General features: G+C 51.2%; 1 protein-coding gene. It reads right to left on the reverse strand.

The window, feature by feature from the left end; translation table 11 throughout:
• A partial coding sequence (locus tag ACR6JA_RS22015; protein WP_494599499.1) for a GTP-binding protein occupies nt 1-256 on the reverse strand: 256 nt, incomplete at both ends.

Below are 256 nucleotides of genomic sequence, written 5' to 3' on the forward strand. Positions count from 1 at the left end.
TCGATTGGCAGCAGGAACGGCATGTCGATTGCACGTACTGGTTCTGGGATGTAAGAATCCAGGAAGCCAGCCAGTTCAACGATTTTAGCTTCCCACTCTGCTTCGCCTTCCAGCGCTTTCAGAGCAGAACCACGGATGATTGGAGTGTCGTCGCCTGGGAAGTCGTACTGAGACAGAAGTTCACGCACTTCCATTTCAACCAGTTCCAGCAGCTCTTCGTCATCAACCATGTCGCATTTGTTCAGGAACACGATGA

The sequence above is a fragment of the Cedecea sp. B1(4) genome (assembly GCF_059414925.1).